The following is a 22,663-nucleotide window of genomic DNA, read 5'->3' on the forward strand; positions in this document are numbered from 1 at the left end:
AAAGTCGCGCCTGACGCGAAGAGGAGAGCAGCAGCCAGACCGCAGCCGGAACCGTTTCGGTCCGGGGCCTGTACACTTCAGATAAAACCTGCTGCGAAACCATCAACAACCAAGCGTGATCGACAAATACGTAGACCCGGTTCGGGTCCGATGAGGTTGCTCCCTGAGAGCGTGGTGGCTGATCCACCAATGAAGTTCCGACAGAAGCCGGAAAATCAGGATCCAGTTCTCGGGTTGAAGCGCATGAGACGGCGGACGATGACCGATGTGGCGCCAGGTCCAGATCTGGCTGGCAGCCCTTGCGGCGACTCTATCCCGTCAACACTTCTACCCTAAAATGCGTTGTATGTTTTCTCTGTCACAATAGCAAGGGAAAAGCCAAATGTGCCATAATATTGATGGATTTCGAATCGCATAGAAACTGGGGCAGGTGACCGCGATTCGGCAGGCGGCAAGGCGTTTCGCTCTCGGGCGTCCGTTCCGGCCATATCTAGTTCATCGCGGCATAATAGAGGGTGTGGCGGTTTATTGTTTAAGAGGGCTCGGATCGCGGCGCAGTCCGCAACGCGGCGATCGACATTGGCAAGGCGGGTTCAGACGGCGGTGCTCATTGCATGTTGCCTCCTGCCTGGCCTCGCGGGTTCGTCCGAGACGAAGGATCCGCTGCTCGCCTATGGGGCGCGTATCATTGGCGACGACGCCAGGACGCGTATCGTCATCGATTTCGATCGCGAACCCCGTTTCTCCGTCCATTATATCGCCAATCCGGAGCGGATCGTCGTCGATCTGCCGGCCACCGCCTTCGGTTTTCCGGCGAAGGATTTGGCAGCCCGCGGCCTCTTCAAGGATATCCGCTACGGCAAGATGGACGAGGAGAGCGCCCGCATCGTGCTGACGACGGCAGCGCCGGTGAAGCTCTCGCTGGCCAAGGTGCAGGCCGACGAGGCGGGCAGGGGCCATCGCCTGGTGCTCGATGCCGAGGTGATCGATAAACAGGCCTTTGCCGAATTGGTCAAGACACAATCCTGGGACGATCGGACCGAGGCGGCCCAGACGACGAGCGCCATTCCGGCGCCAGAAAAAACAGCCCCCGGCGATTTCGTCATTGCCGTCGACGCCGGCCATGGCGGCATCGATACCGGCGCGATCGGCGTCGATACGAAGACCGAGGAAAAGCAGGTCACGCTTGCCTTCGCCAGGGCCCTGGCCGACCGGCTGAACAAGGAACCGGGCATCAAGGCGTTCCTGACGCGCAGTGACGACGAGTTCCTCTCGCTTTCCCAGCGCGTGCTGATCGCCCGCCAGAACCATGCCGGCCTGTTCATTTCACTGCATGCCGATACGCTGAAACAGAAGGATATCCGCGGCGCGACTGTCTATACGATCTCGGACAAGGCCTCCGACAAGCTCGCAGCCGACCTTGCCGAGCGCGAAAACCTTTCCGACCAGATCGCCGGCAAGGAGACGGTCGCCGAGCCGCCTGAGGTCGCCGACATCCTGCTCGATCTGACGCGGCGCGAGACGCAGGCCTTCTCGATCTCGCTGGCCGAGAGCGTGCTGAATTCCTTCAAGGACCAGATCGGCACCATCAACAATCCGCATCGCCACGCCGGCTTCCGCGTGCTGCAGGCGCCCGATGTGCCGTCGATCCTGCTCGAGCTCGGGTTCCTGTCGAATGCCGAAGACGAAAAACTGCTGCTCGACGAAACCTGGCGCACCAGGATCGTCGATCTCGTGACCGAGGCGGTGAAGCGATACCGCACCGGCGTCGTGGCGAATGGCGGATAAGAACGCCGCCCGAAAATTCTAATGGGTTCGCTCAGGCGATATTCCATGAAAACAGAGACTTGGACACATCCGATGAATCACGTTCTGAGCGGCGCGCTTCGGTTTGTCGGCGGGGAAGGGCGTTGCTTGGATGTGACAGTCCTGATGAAACGCTGCCGCAGCGACGAATGCGGCGGGCAGAGCCCTATTTTGCTCACATTCGCGCCGTTACTCCGGCTTATGTTTCCTAGCTTGAGGCGCGGAATCGGCTTGTGGCGGTAGCGCTCATGGAGTAAGCCGCGCGCAACGTGCAAATTGTCTCGATCTGTGCAATCGTTGCGTCCGCGCCGATTGCAGATCGAAGAGACCGGTAGCTGAAAATATGCTTAGACTTCTTGGATATTTCTTCGGAATGGCCTGCGTCCTGTTTCTGGTCGCGGCGGCGGGCATTGCCATCTATCTCGCCAATGTCGCCAGGGATCTTCCGGACTATGCTGTTCTGAACAGCTACGCGCCGCCGGTGACGACCCGCGTCCATGCCGGCAACGGCGCTCTCATGGCCGAATATGCCAAGGAAAAACGTCTCTTCCTGCCGATCCAGGCCATTCCCGACCGGGTCAAGGCCGCTTTCCTGTCGGCCGAGGACAAGAATTTCTACAACCATCCGGGCGTCGACCTCACCGGTCTCGGCCGTGCAATCCTCGTCAATCTGCAGAATTTCGGTTCGGGCCGCCGCCCGGTCGGCGCCTCTACAATCACCCAGCAGGTGGCCAAGAACTTCCTTTTGAGCTCGGATCAGACGATCGATCGCAAGATCAAGGAAGCAATTCTCTCCTTCCGCATCGAGCAGGCCTACAGCAAGGACAAGATTCTCGAGCTCTACCTGAACGAGATATTTTTCGGCCTGAATTCCTACGGCATCGCTGGCGCCGCACTCACTTATTTCAACAAGTCCGTTACCGAATTGACCGTTGCCGAGGCCGCCTATCTGGCATCGCTGCCGAAAGGTCCTGCCAATTATCATCCTTTCCGCCATCCGGAGGCTGCGCTCGAGCGCCGCAACTGGGTGATCGACCGCATGGTCGAGAACGGCTATGTCAGCCAGAGCGACGGCGCCGAAGCCAAGAAGCAGCCGCTGGGCGTTACCGCCCGCAGCACCGGTCCTTCGCTCTTCGCTTCCGACTATTTCGCCGAAGCCGTGCGCCGCCAGCTCATCGATCAATATGGCGAGAAGGTGCTCTATGAGGGCGGCCTTTCCGTGCGGACCTCGCTCGATCCGCAGATGCAGCTTGCCGCCCGCAAGGCGCTGCAGGACGGCCTCGTCACTTATGACGAGCGCCGCGGTTTCCATGGACCCATCAAGCAGATCGATGCAAGCGGCGACTGGGGCAAGGCGCTTGCCGATATTCCCGCGCTGTCCGACGTGCCGGAATGGCGCCTCGCCGTCGTGCTCGCCGCATCGGATAACAATGTGGACATCGGCCTGCAGCCGGCCAAGGACGGCAGCGGCAAGGTTGCGGCGGACCGTCTGCGCGGCACCATCGACGCCAAGAGCATGCAGTGGGCCTACCGCTCGGCGGACGGCTCGCGCAAGACCGCAAAATCGCCGGCCGGCGTCTTGAGCCCGGGCGACGTCGTCTATGTCGAGAAGCTCGGCGACGAGTCGTCGACCTCCTACCGTCTGCGCCAGCCCCCGAAGGTACAGGGCGGCCTTGTCGCCATGGATCCGAAGACTGGGCGCGTGCTCGCCATGGTCGGCGGTTTCTCCTATGCCCAGTCCGAATTCAACCGCGCCACCCAGGCGATGCGCCAGCCGGGCTCCTCCTTCAAGCCCTTCGTCTACGCAGCGGCGATGGACAATGGCTATACGCCAGCCTCCGTCATCATGGACGCGCCGATCGAGATCGTCTCGGGCGGCCAGGTCTGGAAGCCGGAGAACTACGGCGGCGAAGTCGGCGGCCCGTCGACGCTGCGCTCGGGCATCGAGCATTCGCGCAACCTGATGACGGTGCGCCTCGCCAACGATCTCGGCATGAATATCGTTGCCGAATATGCCGAACGCTTCGGTATCTACGATCACATGCTGCCGGTTCTCTCCATGTCGCTCGGCGCAGGCGACACGACAGTGCTGCGCATGGTCTCCGCCTATTCGGTCATTGCCAATGGCGGCAAGCAGATCAAGCCGACGCTGATCGACCGTATCCAGGACCGCTACGGCAAGACGATCTTCAAGCATGAGGAGCGCCTCTGCGAGGGCTGCAATGCCGGCGACTGGCAGAACCAGGAAGAGCCTAATGTCGTCGACAACCGCGAAACCGTCCTCGACCCGATGACCGCCTACCAGATCACCTCGATGATGCAGGGCGTCATCCAGCGCGGCACCGCTGCCGGCAAGATCGATCTCGGCGGCCGCGACGTCGCCGGAAAGACCGGCACCACCAATGACGAGAAGGATGCCTGGTTCGTCGGTTTCACGCCGGATCTGGTCGCCGGCCTCTATATGGGCTTCGATACGCCGGCCCCGCTCGGCCGCGGCGGTACCGGCGGCGGTCTATCCGCGCCGATTTTCAACGAATTCATGCAGGCCGCCGTCAAGGACATGCCGGAATCGAAATTCGTCATTCCGCAGGGCATGAACCTGATCCCGATCGACCGCAAGACCGGCATGGCCGCCGCCGACGGCGATCCGAACACGATCGTCGAAGCCTTCAAGCCCGGCACCGGACCTGCCGACAGCTTCTCCGTCATCGGCATGGACAGCACCATGGCGCCGGAGGAGATCTTGAAGACCTCGCCTCAGGCCAACCAGGCCGTTCAGACCGGCACGCCAGGCCTCTTCTGAGCCTCATCCAATTTTGGAAGCCCGCCCCGGCTCTTTACATCCGCGGCGGGCGTCTCTATGTCACCAGCACTCGAAGAAGACCGTTACAGAGAAGCAGGAAAATGCGAGCCGAAATCGAAAACGTGGTCGATGAAACCAAGCAGGCTATCACCCTGCTGAGGAGGCATCTTTGACTGGGACCAGGCGATAAGACGACTGGACTGGTTGAACAACAAGGCAGAGGATCCGAACCTCTGGAACGATGCGCAGGAAGCGCAGAAGCTGATGCGCGAGCGCCAGCAGCTCGATGACGGAGTTAACGGCGTCCGGCAGCTGGAACAGCAGCTGAAAGACAATGTCGAACTGGTCGAGTTGGGTGAGGAAGAAGGCGACGAAGGCATCGTCAAAGAGGCCGAGGACGCCTTGAAGGCACTGAAGGCAGAGGCCGCGCGCCGCCAGGTGGAGGCGATGCTCTCCGGCGAGGCCGACAGCAACGACACCTATCTGGAAGTCCATTCCGGCGCCGGCGGCACCGAAAGTCAGGACTGGGCCAACATGCTGTTGCGCATGTACACCCGCTGGGCGGAACGCCAGCGCTTCAAGGTCGAGCTTCTCGAAGTCCATGACGGCGAAGAGGCTGGCATCAAGTCCGCCACCCTGCTCGTCAAGGGCCACAATGCTTATGGCTGGTTGAAGACGGAATCGGGCGTGCATCGTCTGGTGCGCATTTCCCCCTACGACAGCAATGCGCGCCGTCACACGTCCTTCTCGTCGATCTGGGTCTATCCGGTCGTCGACGACTCGATCAACATCGACATCAACGAAAGCGATTGCCGCATCGACACCTATCGTTCGTCCGGCGCCGGCGGCCAGCACGTCAACACGACGGACTCGGCCGTGCGCATCACCCATATCCCGACCGGCATCGTGGTGGCCTGCCAGCAGGAACGTTCGCAGCACAAGAACCGCGCCAAGGCCTGGGAAATGCTGCGTGCCCGGATGTACGAAGCAGAGTTGAAGAAGCGCGAAGAGGCCGCCAACGCCGAAGCCGCTTCCAAGACGGATATCGGCTGGGGTCACCAGATCCGCTCCTACGTGCTGCAACCCTATCAGCTGGTCAAGGACCTGCGCACCGGCGTTGCCAGCACCGCGCCGGATGACGTGCTCGACGGCGATCTGAATGAATTCATGGAAGCAGCACTTGCCCACCGCATCAGCGGCGCCGCCGATGCGGTCGTCGAGGATGTCGACTGATAATTCGGCAGTATGGAAATCAGAAAAGCCCTGGGAACAGCGCTTTTTTGTTCAGCCTATCGCGCCGGCATCGCCGTCATGAAACAGAGCTGCCGATAGAGCGGCAATCTCGTCATGAACGGCCCCCCGTTCGATGCCCGGCGGATCGGTGAAGAGCTCGGCGGCGAAGGCAAGGCCGAGCCCGGTGCCCTCCGGCACAAAGATATAATGCCCGAGGCCGCCGCCGAAGATTTTCAGGGCGCTGCCGGTCAGCCGCTCATGCAGCCAAGAAGAACATTCCTCGGCTGGTGCCGCCTTGTCGGCATCGCCGACAAGGATAAGAGCGGGTGCCACGACAGTTTTCAGGCTCTCTTCGCTGAAACCGAGAATGGAACGACCTGGTGCGCACAGCAGCGCCGCCGTAATCCGGTCGTCCCGGTAGCATTGCGACATGCGGGACCATGATTCGCGAAAAACATCGCTGGTACGAAGTAAGGCGGAGATATGATCGGCAAGATCGGGAAATTCCCTTGGGCAGCGTGGAGCACCCGGCTTCAGCCTTGACGGTTCGAACTGCGAGAACTGGGTGACAGCGCCGAGAAGCAGCATGACGCTATAGGCTCCGGCCGAAAATCCGGCCGCGAATACACGGTCTGCATCGATCCCACCGGCAAGATCGCCAAGCCAGTCGCGACGGCGGTCGAGCATCAAGCTCAGATCCGGCGCCCGTTCCCAGAGACAGGCAAAACCTTCGGCGCGATAAGGCTCACTGCCCGTATTGCCGTGATGATCGACGCCGAGCGCTGCAAATCCGCGATCGACCAGGCGTCGCGCCAGCCATTCCAGTCCGGCCGCAGAACCGCCGGTGCCGTGTGACAGCAGGACGAGCGGATAAGGCCGGTCTGAGGGCCGAATCGGTGCGTCGCGGGCGACCGCGGCCTTCCGAAACCAGCTTCTCTCCTGGATCTCGCATTCCTGCGCGTTATCGGCAGCCGGATACCATAGCGACCAGCGGACGGGTCTTGGGCCGGCTGAGTCCCAGTCCTGTCTCCGGTCGTCGTAGAGGACGCCCTCGCGAAAACCGAGTTTCATCTTCGTCGCCTGTGCGAACAGCGTCTCGCTGCTCAATTGGTCGCTTTCTCGATGGTGATGTCGCCGAGTTCGTCGATCAGCACGGTCCAGCCGTCCGGCTCGGCCGCGGGATCAGTCTTCAGATAGATTGTGGCGAAGAGACCGGGTTGCTTGATGATGCCGCTCGAGTTTTCGGGGCGGATATCGGTCACGTAAGGCTTCAGATCGCTGATCTCCTGCAGCTCGATGGTCGAGGCAATCGCCGGACCGGTCTCGGTCTGCGCGATCTGCTGAAGATAGACTTTCGACGTCCTGTCCGGCTGACGCACGGCAAAGAGCTTATAGTAACCATGGCGCCTTTCCTGGGAGTCGGAAACGCTTTCGGCAGTGGCGGGCGCCCGCTCGACGGCCGGTGCGTTGCCGTCGTCCTCCCAGTAGCCGGTGCTGGTCGCGAAAATCACAGAAGCCGGCAGGATGACGTCCTGCGTGGGAGCAGCGATCGCGGCCGAGCATCCGACGAGGAAAATCGTGGTCATCAATGTCAGGCGCATTGCCATCATTTCAATCCTTGAACTGCTCGGCGAGAATGCGGTCGGACCAGGAGCGGTCCGGATCGGAGAGGATACGCGCCGTCATATGCTCCGACTGGGCGATGCGGACATGCAGCACCGATTTGACTTCCGTATTGTCTGCCACCGCATTCACCGGCCGCTTCACCGGCTCGAGCACGTCGATATCGACAGTCACCTTGTTCGGAAGCAGGGCGCCCCTCCAGCGCCGCGGCCTGAAAGCGCTGACGGGCGTCATGGCGAGCAGCGGCGCCTCGAGCGGCAGGATGGGGCCATGGGCGGAAAGATTATAGGCCGTCGATCCGGCGGGGGTGGCCACCATCAGCCCGTCGCAGATCAGCTCCTCCAGGCGCACGCGCCCGTCGACCACGACCCTCAGATTGGCGGCCTGATAAGACTGGCGGAAAAGATAGACTTCGTTGATGGCGAGCGCTGTGGAATTGGTACCGTCGGCATTGGCCGTTGTCATCTTCAAGGGACGGAAGGCGTTTTCGACGGCGACGCAGATACGCTCCTGAAGCCGTTCCGTGCTGTAATCATTCATCAGAAAGCCGACCGAGCCTCGATTCATGCCATAGACCAGCTTGCCCGAGTTCATGGTGCTGTGCAGCGTCTGCAGCATGAAGCCATCGCCCCCCAGAGCGACGATGACATCAGCCTTGTCCTGCGGCACGTCGCCATAGATGCGAATCAGCTCTTCGCGCGCTGCGAGCGCCTCCATCGTTGGCGAGGCGATAAAGGAAAGCGTCTGGAATGAACGGCCCATACAATGCCCTTTGTGAAGCTGCTCTAGCTAAAGGATAAATGGCAGTCGCGACAAGGCCGTTTTGCACGACAAGGTGTTTTGGATCCGCGCCGACTTGGCCGCGCCGGCACGGATTTTCCTTTACAGGATCGCAGAATCTGTTAGTTGGGCAGCTATTGCCCTTGTAGCTCAGTTGGTAGAGCACCTGATTTGTAATCAGGGGGTCGCGGGTTCGAACCCTGCCGGGGGCACCAGCCTACACTCTGTGAGCTTCGACTCCGCGAGCCGAAGAGAGCGGCCAAGCGAAGGCTGTCGCGCCGTCGTCCCGTTGGGAACGAAGGCGGACTGGTTCCGATAATGCCCGGCGCGCTTTTGAACCTTGCCTGAAGGATTGCTTCAGCGGCAGTTCAGCCGTGGCGGCGCAGTGTCTCCTCATCGTCAATGAGGAAACAGCCATGAAGTTCGCGCATATTTTTCTGACCGCGGCCATCTCCCTCGGTGCGGCCGTTGCTGCCGTTGCGCCGGCCGCCGCCGTGCCTGTCGACCGGTCGGCGCTATCGGTGCAAAGCGGCATCGTCCAGATTCATGACAGCTGGCGAAACGACCGCTGGCGTGACGACCGTGATTGGCGGGATGATCGTGACTGGCGGGGTGATCGTGATTGGAGGGATGGCCGCGATTGGCGCCGGTCCGAATGGCGCTATGAACGCCGCCATTGGCGGCCGTGGCGCTGGGAAGAGCGTCGCGAGTGGCGCCAATATGATCGCGGCATGCCCCGGTTCTATCGCAGCTGAGGACAGTCGGTCTCAGCCACCGGCCGTTTCCGGTTCAATGCGCGACGGGTCGTTGACTCTCGCCTCGATCCTGTCGCCGTTGCCGGTCTGTCCGGCACCGGAAGGTGACATCATTGCGATGCTGAGCACCGAGGCGACCATCACGGTGACGATGGCGATCATTACGCGCGTAAGCGTTCAATCCTCGTTCCGGTTGGGATTAACGCACAATCGCCGCCCGCGTTTCTCTCGGCCTATTGCACCGGTCCCGGCGTCGCGGGCCCGGGCGCCGTCGGCGACAGGGGATCGGGCTGGCGGACGGGGTGCGACGTGTCCACCCAGATGATGCTGAGGATGATTCCCACAAAGGCCGCGATGAAGAGGATACCGAAAATCAGCGGTCGAATGGCCATGATGGGAATCGCTCCTTCTTACTTGTGACCGGTCGCTACGGATCGATCGCCGCCAGATCATAATGCTCCAGAAGGTCATTCCAAGGCAAAAGTGGATTTCTCCGGGTCGAGCCCTGCGTCGGGATCAGTGGCGCACGAGCGAAAGCGGCTTGCCGCCTTCCTCTCTGGACTTGTCGAAATTGCCGTCGGCGCGCATGTCGAAGCTGAGCGACGAACCATCATGGCTCATCAGCGTCAGCCCGAAACCATCGATATTCCATACGGCGAGCTTGAGCCTGGCGACATTGGCGGCGCAGTCTGCGGAAAGCGACAAGGGCGCGTGGCCGTCCGTATCGAGGGTGCCGTCGAGTGTCACGCTGCAGAGCTTTTCGCCGCCCGGTCTTTGCATCGCCCATGTCCCGGCAAGGCTCCTGAAGGTCGGCAGGCGATCGACACCATCGGGTGCCGAGAGCAGCAGGAGCGGTGTTTCATCTTCCGTTTTCATCGGCGAACCCTCATTCTCGACGAAACGGGCGATGGCCTTGCGCGTCGGATCGATCAGGATGAGGCCGCCATTGCCGTCGAAATTCCAGGCAGCGGCTTCGGCAAGCGCTGGCAGCGGCTTGGAACAATGGTCCTGGCCCGAGAGCGAATAGCCGCCGATCGCAAGGTCGGTTTCGAGCGTCAGCCGGCATCCGGCGCGTCCGTTTTCGGGCGCGACCAGATAGGTTCCCGCTTGCGCCCTCAGAATATCGGGATCGATATCCTGCGCCCCAGCCGAACCGCAGTCCAGCAGCATGGCTGCTGGAATTGTGAGCCGAAGCATGAAACCAATCATCGCAATCCCCCCTCTGCCGCGGCCCGTAAGCCGCTTTTAAGTCCAGCCTATGCCTTTAAGTAAAGCCGCGCGGCGTAGAGCGCGATCGCCGCGGCGTTCGAAACGTTCAGCGATTTGATCGCGCCCGGCATGTCGAGGCGGGCAAGCGCCGTCACGGTCTCACGTGTCTTCTGCCTGAGCCCCTTGCCCTCCGAGCCGAGCACCAGCGCCACCTTGTCGCCTGAGAAGGTGCCTTCGAGCGGCGCCGGCCCTTCCGAATCGAGGCCGATGGTGGAGAAGCCGAGCTTGTGCAATTCGCCGAGCGCATCGGCGAGGTTGGTGATCTGTATATAAGGTATCAGTTCCAGGGCGCCGGAGGCGGATTTGGCGAGCACGCCTGACTCGGTCGGGCTATGTCTCTGAGTGGTGATAACGGCCCCGGCATTGAAGGCGACGGCCGAGCGCATGATCGCGCCGACATTGTGCGGATCGGTGACCTGATCGAGCACGAGCAGGAGAGGGCTGTCCTTTAGCGCTTCGAGCCGGCGCACCGGTAGCGGCCGCGTTTCCAGCATGACGCCCTGATGGATCGCCTCGGGACCGAGCACCTTGTCGATCTCGTGCGGCGAGACGATTTCGAAGGGAATGCCGAGCGTCTCGACGTCGATTTCCAGACGCGCGAGCGCATTCTGCGTCGTAAACAGCTTGATCTTCTTACGCTCCGGATTGTCGAGAGCGGCGCGCACCGTATGCAGGCCGTAAAGATATACCTGGTCGGGCGCGAGCGCCGGTGGCTTCCAGTCCTCAGCTCCACGCCGGCGCTTCTGTGGCTGGGGTGTCGGGATCTCGCCGCGTTCGCGCTTGGCGTCGCGGTGCGCGCGCCTCAGATTGGCGTAGTGCGTATCCTTGGCGGATGGGTCTGTTGCGGCCTTGCCGCCGGATTTGTTGTCTTTGCTCATGCGGCTTTATAGCCATGGCGTTCGCTGCCGCATAGGCTTTCTTTCATGTGCCGGCTTTCGGCGGCGAATGAAATTTTTCGTGTTTTTTCCATTGTCATCGTGTTGACAGACGGAAATGCTCCGGTCATATACGCGGCGCAGACGACGGGCGGCAACGCTTCGAAGTCTGACGAACTTGGTCTTCAAGATCCGGACGAAAAACTGGAGAGATGCCCGAGTGGTTAAAGGGGACGGACTGTAAATCCGTTGGCTCAGCCTACGTTGGTTCAAATCCAACTCTCTCCACCATTCGTCATTGGATCGGACCATCCCGCGGGTATAGCTCAATGGTAGAGCAGCAGCCTTCCAAGCTGAATACGCGGGTTCGATTCCCGCTACCCGCTCCAGTCTCCCTTAAAACCAATTGATGCGATCGCAGTCGCGGTCGTCGCGCACGCTGTTCCCAGCCGTGGGTGGACGCCGGCCGGTGTTGCCGCAGGCGAGGGACGTCAATGGCGGCCGCTCGTCCCTGGCGATCCGTGGGATTTTCTCCGAGATTTCAGCGATTTTTGGAAGGGCCACGGCGAATCGCCTTGCAGGCGGCGAATTGTCTCCCATATGCGCTGTCACGCCAAGATTGGCGTCTGCAATTAAGTCTTGCGCAATTTCGCCGAAAGCCTTAAACGGCGGCACTAAACCGGTTCGCCGGGGCCACCATTTCGTTCACAGGAAGCATTCAAATGGCAAAGAGTAAGTTTGAGCGCAACAAGCCGCACGTCAACATTGGCACGATCGGCCACGTTGACCACGGCAAGACGTCTCTGACGGCAGCGATCACGAAGTACTTCGGTGAGTTCAAGGCGTACGACCAGATCGACGCGGCTCCGGAAGAGAAGGCACGCGGCATCACGATCTCGACGGCGCACGTTGAGTATGAGACGCCGGCCCGCCACTACGCGCACGTTGACTGCCCCGGCCATGCCGACTACGTGAAGAACATGATCACCGGTGCGGCGCAGATGGACGGCGCGATCCTGGTTTGCTCGGCTGCTGACGGCCCGATGCCGCAGACGCGCGAACACATCCTGCTCGCCCGCCAGGTCGGCGTTCCGGCAATCGTTGTGTTCCTGAACAAGGTCGACCAGGTTGATGACGCCGAGCTTCTCGAGCTGGTTGAACTCGAAGTTCGCGAACTTCTGTCGTCCTACGACTTCCCGGGCGACGACATTCCGGTCGTCAAGGGTTCGGCGCTTGCTGCTCTTGAAGACTCCGACAAGAAGATCGGCGAAGACGCGATCCGCGAACTGATGGCAGCGGTCGACTCCTACATTCCGACGCCTGAGCGTCCGGTTGACCAGCCGTTCCTGATGCCGATCGAAGACGTGTTCTCGATCTCGGGCCGTGGTACGGTCGTGACCGGCCGCGTCGAGCGTGGCATCATCAAGGTTGGTGAAGAAGTCGAGATCGTCGGCATCCGTCCGACCTCGAAGACGACGGTGACCGGCGTTGAAATGTTCCGCAAGCTGCTCGACCAGGGCCAGGCCGGCGACAACATCGGCGCGCTGATCCGCGGTGTGAACCGTGACGGCGTCGAGCGTGGTCAGATCCTGTGCAAGCCGGGCTCCGTCAAGCCGCACAAGAAGTTCAAGGCAGAAGCCTACATCCTGACGAAGGAAGAGGGCGGCCGTCATACGCCGTTCTTCACCAACTACCGTCCGCAGTTCTACTTCCGCACGACGGATGTGACCGGCATCGTGACGCTTCCGGAAGGCACGGAAATGGTCATGCCGGGCGACAACGTCACGGTTGACGTCGAGCTGATCGTTCCGATCGCGATGGAAGAAAAGCTGCGCTTCGCCATCCGCGAAGGCGGCCGCACCGTCGGCGCCGGTATCGTCGCTTCGATCGTCGAGTAACCTTTCAGGTTATCCACAATCAGGAAGACCCCGCTGGAAACAGCGGGGTTTTTCGTTTTTGATGCATCCGAGCCGCTTAACAGGTGTTGTAAAAATATCGTTAAGAATGCCCGTCACAGTATTTTGTTCATCTCACGTTCAGAAAGCAGTTGTGATTGGCTCATTTTAGTCCAGACTCCTCCTTGTAAAGAGGAGAGTCGGGATGATTCCAAAGGCCACATTCGTTGCGACGATATTCGCGATGTATGTTTTCACGATGTTTTTCATCGCTGCGATTCCGCAAGAGGTTGTTCAGTCGGCCGGAGTGCAGATCGGTGAGGTAAGCGTCGTCAAGTGACGACCTTTCCAGTTCATCGCACGGGGCTGCGGTGATAGGGCAATAATGGGCCAGGTGCTCCCGGACAGGGTGCTCCTGGCGCGGCGGGGTGAAACCCTTGCAGGACGCTCGCTTGCTCTTCGCGCGGAAGCGTCTAACTATGCCTCCGGTTTAATGATGCGGAGGACCTTTCGATGAAAAAGCGGATTCTGTTCACAGGCGGTTCCGGCAAGGCAGGTCGCCATGCCGTGCCATGGCTCGTCAATGCAGGGTACGAGGTTCACAACCTCGATCTCGTGCCTCTGGACAGCCCCGGCGTCACCAATCTCATCGCCGACATCACCGATAGCGGCCAAGTCTTCAACGCGCTGTCGATGCATCGCGATTTCCCCGATCTCGACGGGGGCAGGGGCGTTCAACCCTTTGATGCGGTCGTGCATTTCGCCGCCATTCCGCGCATCCTGATCAAGCCGGACAACGAGACTTTCCGAATCAACGTGATGGGCACTTACAATGTCATCGAGGCTGCGGTGAAACTCGGGATCCGGAAGATCATCGTCGCGTCGAGCGAAACAACCTACGGCGTCTGCTTCGCCGAAGGCCATCGCGACTTCCACCAGTTCCCGCTGGAGGAAGATTACGACGTCAATCCGATGGATTCTTACGGCCTTTCCAAGGTCGTCAACGAAAAGACGGCGCGCGCTTTTGCCGAACGATCGGGCTTCGACATCTATGCGCTGCGCATCGGCAACGTTATCGAGCCGCATGAATATGAGCGGTTTCCGACCTATTTTGCCCATCCCGAGATGCGCAAGCGCATCACCTGGAGCTATATCGACGCTCGCGACCTCGGACAGATCTGCCATCTCTGCATCGAGAAGGACGGGCTTGGCTACCAGGTCTTCAATGCCGCTAACGACACAGTTTCGGCCAATACGCCGGCGAAGGAACTGGCGAAGCGATTCTTTCCCAACGTACCCTTCACCCGCGAGATCGGTGAATATGAGGGGCTGCTTTCCAACCGCAAGATTCGCGAGGTGCTGGGCTTCAAGGAAGAACACGACTGGCGAAAATATGTGAAGGTTTGAAAGCTTTGCGGTTGCGCGATCGAAAAGCGGACACTCGCAAATGAGTGGAAGACTTCGAAAATCGAAAATCGTGCTTGCCAATCCGCTGCCGCCGTCTTAAAGGGAGCGCCATGCATTTCAGCAGCGATTTGCGGGTCTTGGCCCGGGCGCTGAAGGACAGGCATGAAGGGGTATAGCTCAGTTGGTAGAGCGGCGGTCTCCAAAACCGCAGGTCGGGGGTTCGAGCCCCTCTGCCCCTGCCATCTTCCCTGATTCGGACAGCGCGGCGCTGCTCGCGGCATTCCGGCTGGGGTCAATTGGTGGCAACTAATTTCGTTAAACCTCGGTTTCCCTCTTGTGCATTCGGAAATCGGTGTTTATTTAGGGTTCAACAGACACGCGGTGCGTGGGGCTGATAGTTTCAGCTTTACGCGCCGTAATTGCGTGGGCAGTCGATGGCATCCAAATCCAATCCAATTGCGTTTCTGCAGCAGGTTCGCTCCGAGACGTCCAAGGTCACATGGCCGTCGCGCCGCGAGACGATGATCTCGACGGTCATGGTGCTGGTGATGGTGGTTTTTGCCGCGCTGTTTTTCTTTGCCGCTGACCAGCTGATCGGCTGGGTCCTGAGCTTCGTGCTCAATACCGGCAACTGATACGGGTGGAGATGAAAATGGCGGCACGTTGGTACATCGTCCACGCGTACTCGAATTTTGAAAAGAAGGTGGCTGAGGACATCGAGAACAAGGCTCGCCAGAAGGGGCTTGAGCACCTGTTCGAGAAGATTCTCGTGCCGACCGAAAAGGTCGTGGAAGTGCGTCGCGGCCGCAAGGTCGATAGCGAGCGTAAGTTCTTCCCGGGCTATGTTCTGGTCCGCGCCAATCTGACGGACGAGGCTTACCACCTGATCAAGAATACGCCGAAGGTCACGGGTTTCCTCGGCTCCGACAATAAGCCCGTTCCGATTCCGGATTATGAAGCCGAGCGCATTCTCGGTCAGGTTCAGGAAGGCGTCGAGCGGCCGAAAGCGTCCGTCACCTTCGAGATCGGTGAGCAGGTCCGCGTTTCCGACGGTCCCTTTGCTTCGTTCAACGGAACGGTTCAGGATGTGGACGAAGAGCGTTCGCGCCTGAAGGTGGAAGTGTCGATCTTCGGTCGCGCAACGCCGGTCGAACTGGAATACGCGCAGGTCGAGAAGGTCTGATCGCGAGAGATGGGAGGCGGGTCCTTGTGGCCTGCTTCTTGCGGACCTTGTCCGCATCCGCGTGGAAGGTGAGGGGTCTTAGCCGGACCCTAATGATCCGCACCACGCAACCGCAGCCGCCGGAGCGATCCGGCATCACGGGTCGGGCGACCGGCCGTTCATGAAAGGCAGAGAGATATGGCTAAGAAAGTTGCAGGCCAGCTCAAGCTTCAGGTCAAGGCAGGATCGGCAAACCCGTCCCCGCCGATTGGTCCGGCGCTTGGTCAGCGTGGCATTAACATCATGGAATTCTGCAAGGCGTTCAATGCCGCCACGCAGGAAATGGAAAAGGGTATGCCGATTCCGGTCGTCATCACCTATTACCAGGACAAGTCCTTCACCTTCGCGATGAAGCAGCCGCCGGTCAGCTATTGGCTGAAGAAGGAGGCGAAGATCACCTCCGGTTCCAAGACGCCCGGCAAGGGTGCAAAGGCCGGTACCCTCACCAAGGCTCAGATCAAGACGATCGCCGAAGCCAAGATGAAGGACCTGAACGCAGCAGATATCGAAGGTGCAATGGCGATGATCGAGGGCTCTGCCCGCGCCATGGGCCTGGAAGTGGTGGGTTAAGACCATGGCAGGCAAGCGCACTCGCAAAATCAACGAAGGTGTTGATCCGACCAAGCTCTACGCTCTGACGACCGCCATCGGCATGGTCAAGGAACGGGCTGTCGCCAAGTTCGACGAAACCATCGAAGTCTCGATGAACCTCGGCGTCGATCCGCGCCATGCGGACCAAATGGTTCGCGGCGTCGTCAACCTGCCGAACGGCACGGGCCGCACGGTTCGAGTCGCCGTCTTCGCTCGTGGCGCCAAGGCTGATGAAGCCAAGGCTGCCGGTGCCGATGTCGTTGGCGCCGAAGACCTCGTCGAAATCGTCCAGGGCGGCAAGATCGAATTCGACCGCTGCATCGCCACCCCCGACATGATGCCGCTCGTCGGCCGTCTCGGTAAGGTTCTCGGCCCGCGCGGCATGATGCCGAACCCGAAGGTCGGCACCGTCACCATGGACGTCGCCGGCGCCGTCAAGGCTTCCAAGGGCGGCGCTGTCGAGTTCCGCGTCGAGAAGGCTGGTATCGTCCACGCCGGTATCGGCAAGGCTTCTTTCGACGCCAAGGCTCTGGAAGAAAACATCCGCGCCTTTGCCGACGCCGTCATCAAGGCGAAGCCGGCTGGCGCCAAGGGCAACTACGTCAAGCGCGTGGCGATTTCCTCGACCATGGGCCCGGGCGTCAAGATCGAAGTCGGCTCGGTCACCGCAGCTCCGACTGCATAAGTTTAAGGTCGGGCTTGCGCCCGGCTTCTGAATTTCCGGCCTCACAAGGGGCCGGAATATTCCGGAGAAATCCGGAATCCTGTCCGAGATTGCAGGTGGTTTTCCCTTAATCACTTGGCCTGCATGAGACGGGTAAGACCCGAATTGCATGAAGTTCGCTTCTTGGAACTCGGTTCGAGCCTTGGATGCCTTGTGCCTCTTTAGCCTTGATTGGCGCGGAGCGCGAGGGGACAGGATCCTCAAGCGTCGCTTGGGATCTCTTTTGATCCCAAGGGGCAAAAGGCAACCCGGTGGGTCCGTTCAAACGGTCCCGCCAACTGGAGATAGGCAGTGGAAAGAGCGGAAAAACGCGAATTCGTCACGGAACTGAACGAAGTCTTCAAGGCTTCGGGCTCGGTTGTCGTGGCCCACTATGCTGGTGCTACAGTCGCGCAGATGAACGATTTTCGTTCGAAGATGCGCGCTGCTGGCGGCACCGTCAAAGTCGCGAAGAACCGCCTGGCCAAAATTGCCCTTCAGGGTACGGAAGCGGAAGGGATTTCCAATCTCTTCAAGGGTCAGACCCTCATTGCTTACAGCAATGATCCGATCACCGCTCCGAAGGTCGTCATGGATTTCGCCAAGACCAACGACAAGATCGTGGTTCTCGGCGGCGCCATGGGCACGACAACGCTGAACGCCGAAGGTGTCAAGTCGCTCGCGACCCTGCCTTCGCTGGACGAACTGCGTGCGAAGCTGCTGGGCATGATCCAGACCCCGGCTACCCGCATTGCAGGCGTTGTTGCAGCACCGGCAAGCCAGCTTGCTCGCGTGTTCTCGGCCTACGCCAAGAAGGACGAAGCCGCTTAAGGCGGTTTTTCGCTGTACATACTCAACAGTTCGAACCGAACAAAAGGAACTAGAAAATGGCTGATCTCGCAAAGATCGTTGAAGACCTCTCCTCGCTGACCGTTCTGGAAGCTGCAGAACTGTCGAAGCTTCTTGAAGAAAAGTGGGGCGTTTCCGCCGCTGCTCCGGTAGCTGTTGCTGCCGTTGGCGGCGCTGCAGGCGGCGCAGCTGCTCCGGCTGAAGAAGAAAAGACCGAGTTCGACGTCATCCTCACGGATGCCGGCGCCAACAAGATCAACGTCATCAAGGAAGTCCGCGCCATCACCGGTCTCGGCCTCAAGGAAGCCAAGGACCTCGTCGAAGGCGCTCCGAAGGCTGTCAAGGAAGGCGTTTCCAAGGCTGAAGCCGCCGACATCAAGAAGAAGCTTGAAGACGCTGGCGCAAAGGCCGACGTCAAGTAATCTTGAACTGCACGTGGGAGGCGGCATTTACTGCCTCCCATTTGCCGTTTTCCTGAACGAATTACCCAAAAGCCGCGTGAAAACGGCTTTTGGGTAATGGGTTCTTCAAGAGCATGGTCTCGAACCGAAGTGCCAAGGCAATCCGGCCTGGCTGTTTCGGGAGGTGGGACGAGGTTGAACTACTCATTGATCGGCGGGGTCGACTGGCCATCGGTTCCCGTCCGTTGCAGGCCCGGATGCAATTTTGAAGGAGCGACGATGGCTCAGACCCTTTCGTTCAATGGTCGCAGGCGCGTACGCAAGTTTTTTGGTAAGATCCCCGAAGTCGCAGAAATGCCGAACCTCATCGAGGTTCAGAAGGCGTCCTACGACCAGTTTCTGATGGTTGAAGAGCCGAAGGGCGGTCGCCCTGACGAAGGCCTTCAGGCCGTCTTCAAGTCCGTTTTCCCGATCACCGACTTCTCCGGCGCCTCGATGCTGGAGTTCGTGTCTTACGAATTCGAACCGCCGAAGTTCGACGTTGACGAGTGCCGCCAGCGCGACCTGACCTATGCCGCGCCGCTGAAGGTCACTCTCCGTCTCATCGTGTTCGATATCGACGAGGATACCGGCGCAAAGTCGATCAAGGACATCAAGGAACAGTCCGTCTACATGGGCGACATGCCGCTCATGACCAACAACGGCACGTTCATCGTCAACGGCACCGAGCGCGTCATCGTCTCGCAGATGCACCGTTCGCCGGGCGTCTTCTTCGACCATGATAAGGGCAAGAGCCATTCTTCCGGCAAGCTGCTCTTTGCCGCCCGCGTCATTCCCTATCGCGGCTCCTGGCTCGATATCGAATTCGACGCCAAGGACATCGTCTACGCCCGCATCGACCGCCGCCGTAAGATCCCTGTCACGTCGCTGCTGATGGCGCTCGGCATGGACGGCGAGGAAATCCTCGACACCTTCTACACGAAGTCGCTCTACAAGCGCGACGGCGAAGGCTGGCGCATTCCCTTCAAGCCGGAAACGCTGAAGGGCGCCAAGGCGATCACCGAGATGGTCGACGCCGATACCGGCGAAGTCGTCGTGGAAGCCGGCAAGAAGCTGACGCCGCGCCTGCTGCGACAGCTTTCCGATAAGGGCCTGAAGGCGCTGAAGGCCGGCGACGACGATCTCTACGGCAATTATCTTGCCGAGGATATCGTCAACTACTCTACGGGTGAGATCTATCTCGAGGCCGGCGACGAGATCGACGAGAAGACGCTTGCCGTCATCCTCGCGAACGGTTTCGACGAGATCCCGGTTCTCGGCATCGACCACATCAATGTCGGCGCCTATATCCGCAACACGCTTTCGGCTGACAAGAACGAGAACCGTCAGGACGCTCTGTTCGACATCTATCGCGTCATGCGTCCGGGTGAACCGCCGACCATGGAATCGGCCGAAGCCATGTTCAACTCGCTGTTCTTCGATGCGGAGCGTTACGACCTCTCCGCCGTCGGCCGCGTCAAGATGAACATGCGCCTCGACCTCTCCGTAGAAGACACCGTGCGCACCCTGCGCAAGGACGACATCCTGGCCGTGGTCAAGATGCTGGTCGAACTGCGCGACGGCAAGGGCGAGATCGACGACATCGACAACCTCGGCAACCGTCGTGTCCGCTCGGTCGGCGAGCTGATGGAGAACCAGTACCGTCTCGGCCTGCTCCGCATGGAGCGTGCGATCAAGGAACGCATGTCCTCGATCGAAATCGATACGGTCATGCCACAGGACCTGATCAACGCCAAGCCGGCTGCCGCAGCCGTCCGCGAATTCTTCGGTTCCTCGCAGCTCTCGCAGTTCATGGACCAAGTCAACCCGCTCTCGGAAATCACCCACAAGCGCCGTCTTTCGGCCCTTGGTCCAGGCGGTCTGACCCGCGAGCGCGCCGGCTTCGAAGTCCGTGACGTGCATCCGACCCACTATGGCCGTATCTGCCCGATCGAAACGCCGGAAGGCCCGAACATCGGTCTGATCAACTCGCTCGCGACCTTTGCCCGCGTCAACAAATACGGCTTCATCGAAAGCCCGTACCGCCGCATCGTCGACGGCAAGGTGACGAACGACGTGCTCTACCTCTCCGCCATGGAAGAGGCGAAGTACTACGTCGCCCAGGCCAACGCCGAGCTGAACGCTGACGGTTCCTTCGTCGACGAATTCGTCGTCTGCCGTCACGCCGGTGAAGTTATGCTCGCGCCCCGCGACAGCATGAACCTGATGGACGTTTCGCCGAAGCAGGTCGTTTCGGTTGCTGCGGCACTCATCCCGTTCCTGGAAAACGACGACGCAAACCGCGCCCTCATGGGCTCGAACATGCAACGTCAGGCCGTGCCGCTGCTGCGTGCCGAAGCTCCGTTCGTCGGCACCGGCATGGAGCCGGTCGTCGCGCGTGACTCCGGTGCCGCCATCGGCGCCCGCCGCGGCGGCGTGGTCGACCAGGTCGACGCGACGCGTATCGTTATCCGCGCCACGGAAGACCTCGAAGCCGGCAAGTCCGGTGTCGATATCTACCGTCTGCAGAAGTTCCAGCGTTCAAACCAGAACACCTGCGTCAACCAGCGTCCACTGGTCACCGTCGGTGACGTCGTCAACCGTGGCGATATTCTCGCCGATGGTCCGTCGACCGATCTCGGCGACCTGGCGCTCGGCCGCAACGCGCTCGTCGCGTTCATGCCCTGGAACGGCTACAACTACGAAGACTCGATTCTGCTCTCGGAGCGCATCGTTGCCGACGACGTGTTCACCTCCATCCACATCGAGGAATTCGAAGTGATGGCGCGCGACACCAAGCTCGGCCCCGAGGAAATCACCCGCGATATTCCGAACGTTTCGGAAGAAGCGCTGAAGAACCTCGACGAAGCCGGCATCGTCTATATCGGTGCCGAGGTTCAGCCGGGCGATATCCTCGTCGGCAAGATCACGCCGAAGGGCGAAAGCCCGATGACGCCAGAAGAAAAGCTTCTGCGCGCCATCTTCGGTGAAAAAGCCTCCGACGTGCGCGATACCTCCATGCGCATGCCGCCCGGCACCTACGGCACCATCGTCGAAGTTCGCGTCTTCAACCGCCATGGCGTCGAGAAGGACGAGCGCGCGATGGCGATCGAGCGCGAAGAGATCGAGCGTCTCGCCAAGGACCGCGACGACGAGCAGGCGATCCTCGACCGTAACGTCTACGGCCGTCTGATCGACATGCTGCGCGGCCAGGTCTCGATTGCCGGCCCGAAGGGCTTCAAGAAGGGCACCGAGCTTTCGAACGCCGTCGTCTCCGAATATCCCCGCTCGCAGTGGTGGATGTTCGCCGTCGAGGATGAGAAGGTCCAGAGCGAGCTCGAAGCACTCCGCGGCCAGTACGACGAATCCAAGTCGCGCCTCGAACAGCGCTTCATGGACAAGGTCGAGAAAGTGCAGCGCGGCGATGAAATGCCTCCGGGCGTCATGAAGATGGTCAAGGTCTTCGTTGCCGTGAAGCGCAAGATCCAGCCGGGCGACAAAATGGCCGGCCGTCATGGGAACAAGGGCGTGGTCTCGCGCATTGTGCCTGTCGAGGACATGCCGTTCCTCGAAGACGGCACGCATGTCGACGTCGTTCTGAACCCGCTCGGCGTGCCTTCGCGCATGAACGTCGGCCAGATCCTGGAAACGCACCTGGGCTGGGCTTGTGCCGGCATGGGTCGCCAGATCGGCGAATTGATCGAAGCTTATAAGGCCAATGGCAATATCGAGCCCCTGCGCAAGACCATCGGCGATGTCGTTGGCGCCGGCCCGAAGGCCGAGCAGGTCCACGAATTCGACGATGAGTCGGTTCTGCGTCTTGCCGACCAGTGGAAGCGCGGCGTTTCGATTGCAACGCCGGTCTTCGACGGCGCCAACGAAGGTGACGTCAACGACATGCTGCGGCTGGCGGGTCTCAAGGACACCGGCCAGTCGACGCTCTATGACGGCCGTACCGGCGAGCAGTTCGATCGCCAAGTGACCGTGGGCTACATCTACATGCTGAAGCTCAACCACCTGGTCGACGACAAGATCCATGCCCGTTCGATCGGTCCTTACTCGCTCGTGACCCAGCAGCCGCTGGGCGGCAAGGCGCAGTTCGGCGGTCAGCGCTTCGGCGAAATGGAAGTCTGGGCGCTCGAAGCTTACGGCGCGGCCTACACGCTGCAGGAAATGCTGACGGTGAAGTCGGACGACGTTGCCGGCCGCACCAAGGTCTACGAAGCCATTGTCCGCGGAGACGACACGTTCGAAGCCGGTATTCCGGAAAGCTTCAACGTTCTCGTCAAGGAAATGCGCTCGCTGGGCCTCAGCGTCGAGCTCGAGAACACCAAGCTCGACGAAGCGCAGGCAACCCAGCTGCCCGACGCTGCCGAGTAAACATTGATAGGGCGTGCGCTGCTGATGCGGCG

The 22,663-nt window shown here is 60.4% G+C and carries 21 protein-coding genes and 4 tRNA genes; 18 read left to right on the forward strand and 7 right to left on the reverse strand.

Annotation, left to right across the window (positions count from 1 at the left end):
• Positions 1–528 precede the first annotated feature (528 nt).
• From RHE_RS08430 to prfB, 3 genes are all read left to right on the forward strand, one after another.
• Positions 529–1,788: an N-acetylmuramoyl-L-alanine amidase gene (locus tag RHE_RS08430; RefSeq protein ID WP_042118261.1), complete on the forward strand. Its 1,260-nt coding sequence runs from the start codon at positions 529–531 to the stop codon at positions 1,786–1,788.
• Positions 1,789–2,149: 361 nt separating this feature from the next.
• A complete protein-coding gene (locus RHE_RS08435) occupies positions 2,150–4,609 on the forward strand; it encodes a penicillin-binding protein 1A (RefSeq protein WP_011424962.1) in 2,460 nt (819 codons plus the stop codon).
• 101 nt (positions 4,610–4,710) lie between these two features.
• Positions 4,711–5,842, forward strand: a protein-coding gene (prfB, locus tag RHE_RS08440) for a peptide chain release factor 2 (RefSeq protein WP_166486895.1) whose coding sequence is annotated in 2 segments (ribosomal slippage) — positions 4,711–4,779 and positions 4,781–5,842 — 1,131 coding nt in all. Because the reading frame shifts where the segments join, the coding sequence is not laid out codon by codon here.
• Between the two features lie 51 nt (positions 5,843–5,893).
• On the opposite strand, the gene RHE_RS08445 is transcribed toward prfB, so the two are convergent.
• From RHE_RS08445 to RHE_RS08455, 3 genes are read right to left on the reverse strand one after another with little or no spacing between them, the layout of a single operon-like run.
• On the reverse strand, positions 5,894–6,913 hold the full coding sequence (locus RHE_RS08445) for an alpha/beta hydrolase family protein (RefSeq protein ID WP_011424964.1): 1,020 nt from the start codon (positions 6,911–6,913) through the stop codon (positions 5,894–5,896).
• 32 nt (positions 6,914–6,945) lie between these two features.
• Positions 6,946–7,449 (reverse strand): hypothetical protein, encoded by a 504-nt coding sequence (locus RHE_RS08450; protein ID WP_011424965.1) that lies wholly within the window; start codon positions 7,447–7,449, stop codon positions 6,946–6,948.
• A 4-nt stretch (positions 7,450–7,453) separates the two neighbouring features.
• Positions 7,454–8,227 carry an NAD kinase gene (locus RHE_RS08455; RefSeq protein ID WP_011424966.1) on the reverse strand — a complete coding sequence of 258 codons (774 nt, stop codon included), beginning with the start codon at positions 8,225–8,227 and terminating at the stop codon, positions 7,454–7,456.
• Positions 8,228–8,384: 157 nt separating this feature from the next.
• On the opposite strand from RHE_RS08455, the gene RHE_RS08460 reads away from it, so the two are divergent.
• Positions 8,385–8,460 (forward strand) — tRNA-Thr (locus RHE_RS08460).
• A 129-nt stretch (positions 8,461–8,589) separates the two neighbouring features.
• A complete protein-coding gene (locus RHE_RS08465; protein ID WP_073990372.1) occupies positions 8,590–9,000 on the forward strand; it encodes a hypothetical protein in 411 nt (136 codons plus the stop codon).
• Between the two features lie 12 nt (positions 9,001–9,012).
• Here the strand turns inward: RHE_RS08465 and RHE_RS33485 are convergent, their stop codons facing one another.
• The 4 genes from RHE_RS33485 to rlmB form a co-directional block, all read right to left on the reverse strand.
• Complete coding sequence (locus RHE_RS33485) at positions 9,013–9,162, reverse strand: hypothetical protein (protein WP_166486896.1); 150 nt, start codon at positions 9,160–9,162, stop codon at positions 9,013–9,015.
• A 71-nt stretch (positions 9,163–9,233) separates the two neighbouring features.
• Entirely contained in the window at positions 9,234–9,392 is a 159-nt protein-coding gene (locus RHE_RS33490; protein WP_020921038.1) for a hypothetical protein, read from the reverse strand.
• Between the two features lie 124 nt (positions 9,393–9,516).
• Positions 9,517–10,209, reverse strand: a complete 693-nt coding sequence (locus RHE_RS08470) for an AprI/Inh family metalloprotease inhibitor (protein ID WP_011424968.1) — start codon at positions 10,207–10,209, stop codon at positions 9,517–9,519.
• Positions 10,210–10,256: 47 nt separating this feature from the next.
• Complete coding sequence (gene rlmB, locus RHE_RS08475; protein ID WP_011424969.1) at positions 10,257–11,147, reverse strand: 23S rRNA (guanosine(2251)-2'-O)-methyltransferase RlmB; 891 nt, start codon at positions 11,145–11,147, stop codon at positions 10,257–10,259.
• Positions 11,148–11,350: 203 nt separating this feature from the next.
• Between rlmB and RHE_RS08480 the strand changes: the two genes are divergently transcribed.
• From RHE_RS08480 to rpoB, 13 genes are all read left to right on the forward strand, one after another.
• Positions 11,351–11,435, forward strand: a tRNA-Tyr gene (locus tag RHE_RS08480).
• Positions 11,436–11,459: 24 nt separating this feature from the next.
• A tRNA-Gly gene (locus RHE_RS08485) sits at positions 11,460–11,533 on the forward strand.
• A gap of 333 nt (positions 11,534–11,866) precedes the next feature.
• Positions 11,867–13,042 carry an elongation factor Tu gene (tuf, locus tag RHE_RS08490; RefSeq protein WP_011424970.1) on the forward strand — a complete coding sequence of 392 codons (1,176 nt, stop codon included), beginning with the start codon at positions 11,867–11,869 and terminating at the stop codon, positions 13,040–13,042.
• Between the two features lie 202 nt (positions 13,043–13,244).
• A complete protein-coding gene (locus tag RHE_RS34855) occupies positions 13,245–13,379 on the forward strand; it encodes a hypothetical protein (protein WP_276328709.1) in 135 nt (44 codons plus the stop codon).
• Positions 13,380–13,552: 173 nt separating this feature from the next.
• Complete coding sequence (locus tag RHE_RS08495; protein WP_011424971.1) at positions 13,553–14,446, forward strand: NAD-dependent epimerase/dehydratase family protein; 894 nt, start codon at positions 13,553–13,555, stop codon at positions 14,444–14,446.
• A 166-nt stretch (positions 14,447–14,612) separates the two neighbouring features.
• A tRNA-Trp gene (locus tag RHE_RS08500) sits at positions 14,613–14,688 on the forward strand.
• A 192-nt stretch (positions 14,689–14,880) separates the two neighbouring features.
• Entirely contained in the window at positions 14,881–15,081 is a 201-nt protein-coding gene (gene secE, locus RHE_RS08505; protein ID WP_011424972.1) for a preprotein translocase subunit SecE, read from the forward strand.
• 17 nt (positions 15,082–15,098) lie between these two features.
• Entirely contained in the window at positions 15,099–15,629 is a 531-nt protein-coding gene (gene nusG / locus RHE_RS08510; RefSeq protein ID WP_007791989.1) for a transcription termination/antitermination protein NusG, read from the forward strand.
• Positions 15,630–15,806: 177 nt separating this feature from the next.
• Positions 15,807–16,238 (forward strand): 50S ribosomal protein L11, encoded by a 432-nt coding sequence (gene rplK, locus RHE_RS08515; protein WP_009985507.1) that lies wholly within the window; start codon positions 15,807–15,809, stop codon positions 16,236–16,238.
• A 4-nt stretch (positions 16,239–16,242) separates the two neighbouring features.
• On the forward strand, positions 16,243–16,944 hold the full coding sequence (gene rplA / locus RHE_RS08520) for a 50S ribosomal protein L1 (protein ID WP_011424973.1): 702 nt from the start codon (positions 16,243–16,245) through the stop codon (positions 16,942–16,944).
• 330 nt (positions 16,945–17,274) lie between these two features.
• The gene (gene rplJ, locus RHE_RS08525; protein ID WP_008521410.1) at positions 17,275–17,793 is read left to right on the forward strand and encodes a 50S ribosomal protein L10; all 519 of its coding nucleotides are present in this window, start codon (positions 17,275–17,277) and stop codon (positions 17,791–17,793) included.
• Between the two features lie 56 nt (positions 17,794–17,849).
• On the forward strand, positions 17,850–18,233 hold the full coding sequence (rplL, locus tag RHE_RS08530; RefSeq protein ID WP_011424974.1) for a 50S ribosomal protein L7/L12: 384 nt from the start codon (positions 17,850–17,852) through the stop codon (positions 18,231–18,233).
• Positions 18,234–18,491: 258 nt separating this feature from the next.
• Positions 18,492–22,631 carry a DNA-directed RNA polymerase subunit beta gene (gene rpoB / locus RHE_RS08535; RefSeq protein ID WP_011424975.1) on the forward strand — a complete coding sequence of 1,380 codons (4,140 nt, stop codon included), beginning with the start codon at positions 18,492–18,494 and terminating at the stop codon, positions 22,629–22,631.
• Positions 22,632–22,663: the final 32 nt, after the last annotated feature.

It is taken from the genome of Rhizobium etli CFN 42 (assembly GCF_000092045.1).
GTDB classification, from domain to species: domain Bacteria; phylum Pseudomonadota; class Alphaproteobacteria; order Rhizobiales; family Rhizobiaceae; genus Rhizobium; species Rhizobium etli.